The sequence below is a fragment of the Pseudomonas sp. HMWF021 genome (assembly GCF_003061005.1).
Lineage (GTDB): Bacteria > Pseudomonadota > Gammaproteobacteria > Pseudomonadales > Pseudomonadaceae > Aquipseudomonas.
Window position 1 is genome coordinate 14,929 of sequence record NZ_QAIK01000033.1, and the last position, 3,074, is coordinate 18,002.

Annotated in this window: 2 protein-coding genes; one reads left to right on the plus strand and one right to left on the minus strand. The window is 60.8% G+C overall.

All coding sequences use genetic code 11. The features are described 5' to 3' along the window. The coding region (locus DBR18_RS28480) for a dermonecrotic toxin domain-containing protein (RefSeq protein ID WP_371921065.1) at positions 1 to 1,375 on the minus strand (1,375 nt) is incomplete at its 3' end. 307 nt (positions 1,376 to 1,682) lie between these two features. Between DBR18_RS28480 and DBR18_RS03645 the strand changes: the two genes are divergently transcribed. After that, positions 1,683 to 2,903: an aspartate aminotransferase family protein gene (locus DBR18_RS03645; RefSeq protein WP_108589291.1), complete on the plus strand. Its 1,221-nt coding sequence runs from the start codon at positions 1,683 to 1,685 to the stop codon at positions 2,901 to 2,903. The last annotated feature ends 171 nt before the right edge of the window (positions 2,904 to 3,074 follow it).

Sequence of the window (3,074 nt, forward strand, 5' to 3'; positions counted from 1 at the left end):
CGCCCACCAATGGCACGAACGGAGCGACGAGCATTGCGGCAATGCCGACCAGCGTCATGCCGATCTTGCTGAAGGCGTCCCACGCGGCCCAGCGCGCTTTGCGGTCGGCGCTGGCGGTGGATACCGCTATGGTTTGTGCATCGTTGAGGATTTTGTTCAGCGCCCGCTCGAACAGGTGTTGTTGCAGGTTTTGCGTAATGCGGTTTGCCGACAGTTGCAGGTTGGGCGTGGCTACAGCGGTTTCTCGCCATACAGGTCGCGGGTCACCTCGTTCATGCGTGTGCCAGGTGATCCTGCTCTGGCGCTGACTGAGCTGGGCGAAGAAAGTTTCGCGCTGACCGTGGGCGACGAGACGGCTGAAGAATTTCTGGTAATCGGCGTTACGCAGCCGTTCGTTCAAATGAGCGGTGAAGGCGGCTGTCGAGGCATACTCCCGGATCGGATGTGCGGGGTCGTCGGGTATGTACACCACGATCCTGGCTGTTTCGCGTATCTGCTCAAGATCAGGCGCGAACAGCAGAATGCCGGTGAGGTCTGCGGACATCATGCGCAGATCGTGACAATGCCAGGCCTGGCCGTGCAGCCGAACGCCCCGCACTCCGTCCAGCAGGCCGAGGATCAGGCGATGCGTGGCGTTGCCAATGTCGTTTTTCATCAGGGCCATTTGCAGGGCGACTTTCAGTGCGCTGCTTTGGCTGGCGTTGACCTGGGTTTGCATCGCGGCGACCGCCATAGGATTGCCGACGCCCAGGCTGTCTTCGAGGTGAGCCTGATAGCGCCCGCCGATATCCAGGTCCCGGCAAAGCTTTATGAAGTCCTGGGGTGTCATTGCCGCGTGGATGGCCGGTAAGGTTTCGAATTGCCCGGTGGCGGTGGGAGGCGTGATGAAGGTCGAGCCGGCGTCGAATGCATCGTCCTCGGCTTCACTTGGCTCGAAATTGTGCAGCGCTGCGGCGAGCAAAGACACCGTCCAGGTGCGTGTGCCGTGCTTGATGGCGAACCAGGACAGGCTTTGCGGGACGTACAGGCGCAGGAAGGTCTGGTTGACGTCGGGTTCGATGCCGAAGCGATCCTTCACTGCCCGTTTGAGCAGCGGTTCGGCAAAGGCCTGGATATCCTGCAGGGCCTTGAGTTTCTCATCGATGGTGTTTTGCGCCTGCCAGTGTTCGGCGATCAGGGATTTCAACGTGTCGTGCTGGCTGCGCGATGCGTTGGCGTACCAGGGCAAAATGGCCGCAGTGGTCTGTTGCAGGGCCTGGCGCCGGGCGGGCGAGGCGTGTGCCAGCCAGTGCGGAGTGTTCTGATGGATAGCGTGCAATGGGTCGTACGAAGGATTGACCGTGGGTGGCCGTGTAGTGAGAGAAGTTGTGGGCATGATGCGATCTGCGTGATGAACGATCACCCAAGCAAAACATCCGGGCGGTAGCGATGTGCGGTACATAGTTACCGCACAGGCAAAACCGGAATGAAATCTAATGGGCATCGGATCTGCCGGTTATGGCTGCCGCCAGTTAAACTGCGCCTTTGCGACGGTATATGTCGCATTGCCGTAAACCCGGGAAAATCCGGGGTTTGCGCTATAAGAAGTTGTCGCTTGGCGACAAGGCCGGGCTGAAAACTGTCCTTACAATCCCCCCATCGCTCGCCAGTTTCAGGCGGGTGGCCCTCATCAGGAGACTCCGATGTCCGTTGAGCACGCTGCGGTACAACGCGCCGATTTCGACCAGGTAATGGTTCCCAACTACGCGCCTGCCGCTTTCATTCCGGTGCGTGGCGCCGGTTCCCGCGTCTGGGATCAGGCCGGCCGCGAGCTGATCGACTTCGCCGGCGGTATCGCCGTCAACGTATTGGGCCATGCGCATCCGGCGCTGGTCGGTGCCTTGACCGAGCAAGCGAACAAGCTGTGGCACGTGTCCAACGTGTTCACCAACGAGCCGGCCCTGCGTCTGGCGCACAAGCTGATCGACGCCACGTTCGCCGAGCGCGTGTTCTTCTGCAACTCGGGCGCCGAAGCCAACGAGGCCGCGTTCAAGCTGGCCCGTCGCGTGGCGTTCGACCGCTTCGGCAGCGAAAAATACGAAATCATCGCCGCGCTCAACAGCTTCCACGGCCGTACCCTGTTCACCGTCAACGTTGGTGGTCAGTCGAAGTATTCCGACGGTTTCGGTCCGAAAATCACCGGCATCACTCACGTCCCTTACAACGATCTGGCCGCGCTGAAAGCGGCGGTTTCCGACAAGACTTGCGCGGTCGTGCTCGAACCGATCCAGGGCGAGGGCGGTGTGCTGCCGGCGGAACTGGCTTACCTGCAAGGTGCCCGTGAACTGTGCGACGCGAACAACGCGCTGCTGGTGTTCGACGAAGTGCAGACCGGCATGGGCCGGACCGGCCATCTGTTCGCCTACCAGCATTACGGCGTGACCCCGGACATCCTGACCAGTGCCAAGAGCCTGGGCGGTGGTTTCCCGATCGCGGCGATGCTGACCACCGAAGCGCTGGCCAAACATCTGGTCGTCGGCACCCACGGCACCACTTACGGCGGCAACCCGCTGGCGTGCGCCGTGGCTGAAGCGGTGATCGACGTGATCAACACCCCTGAGGTGCTGAACGGCGTCAACGCCAAGCACGACAAATTCAAGACCCGCCTGCAGCAGATCGGTGAGAAATACGGCCTGTTCACTCAGGTGCGTGGCCTCGGTCTGCTGATCGGTTGTGTGCTGAGCGATGCCTGGAAAGGCAAGGCCAAGGACATTTTCAACGCCGCTGAAAAAGAAGGCCTGATGATTCTGCAGGCCGGCCCGGACGTGATCCGTTTCGCCCCGAGCCTGGTGGTGGAAGACGCCGACATCGACGCCGGTCTGGACCGCTTCGAACGCGCTGCAGCAACACTGACGCAAGCCTGATAGACCCTTCGACGTCCGAGGATTCGGGCGTCGAACCCAATTTTGATACCGGGCAATATCAAATGTGGGAGCGGGCTTGCTCGCGAATGCGGTGTGTCAGTCGACATCTACGCTGACTGATACACCGCATTCGCGAGCAAGCCCGCTCCCACAATATCCGGTGTTTTTTTC

Bases quoted from the DNA above. Each gene is read 5' to 3' on its own strand.
- DBR18_RS03645 (WP_108589291.1), top strand. From the start codon at position 1,683: ATGTCCGTTGAGCACGCTGCGGTACAACGCGCCGATTTCGACCAGGTA.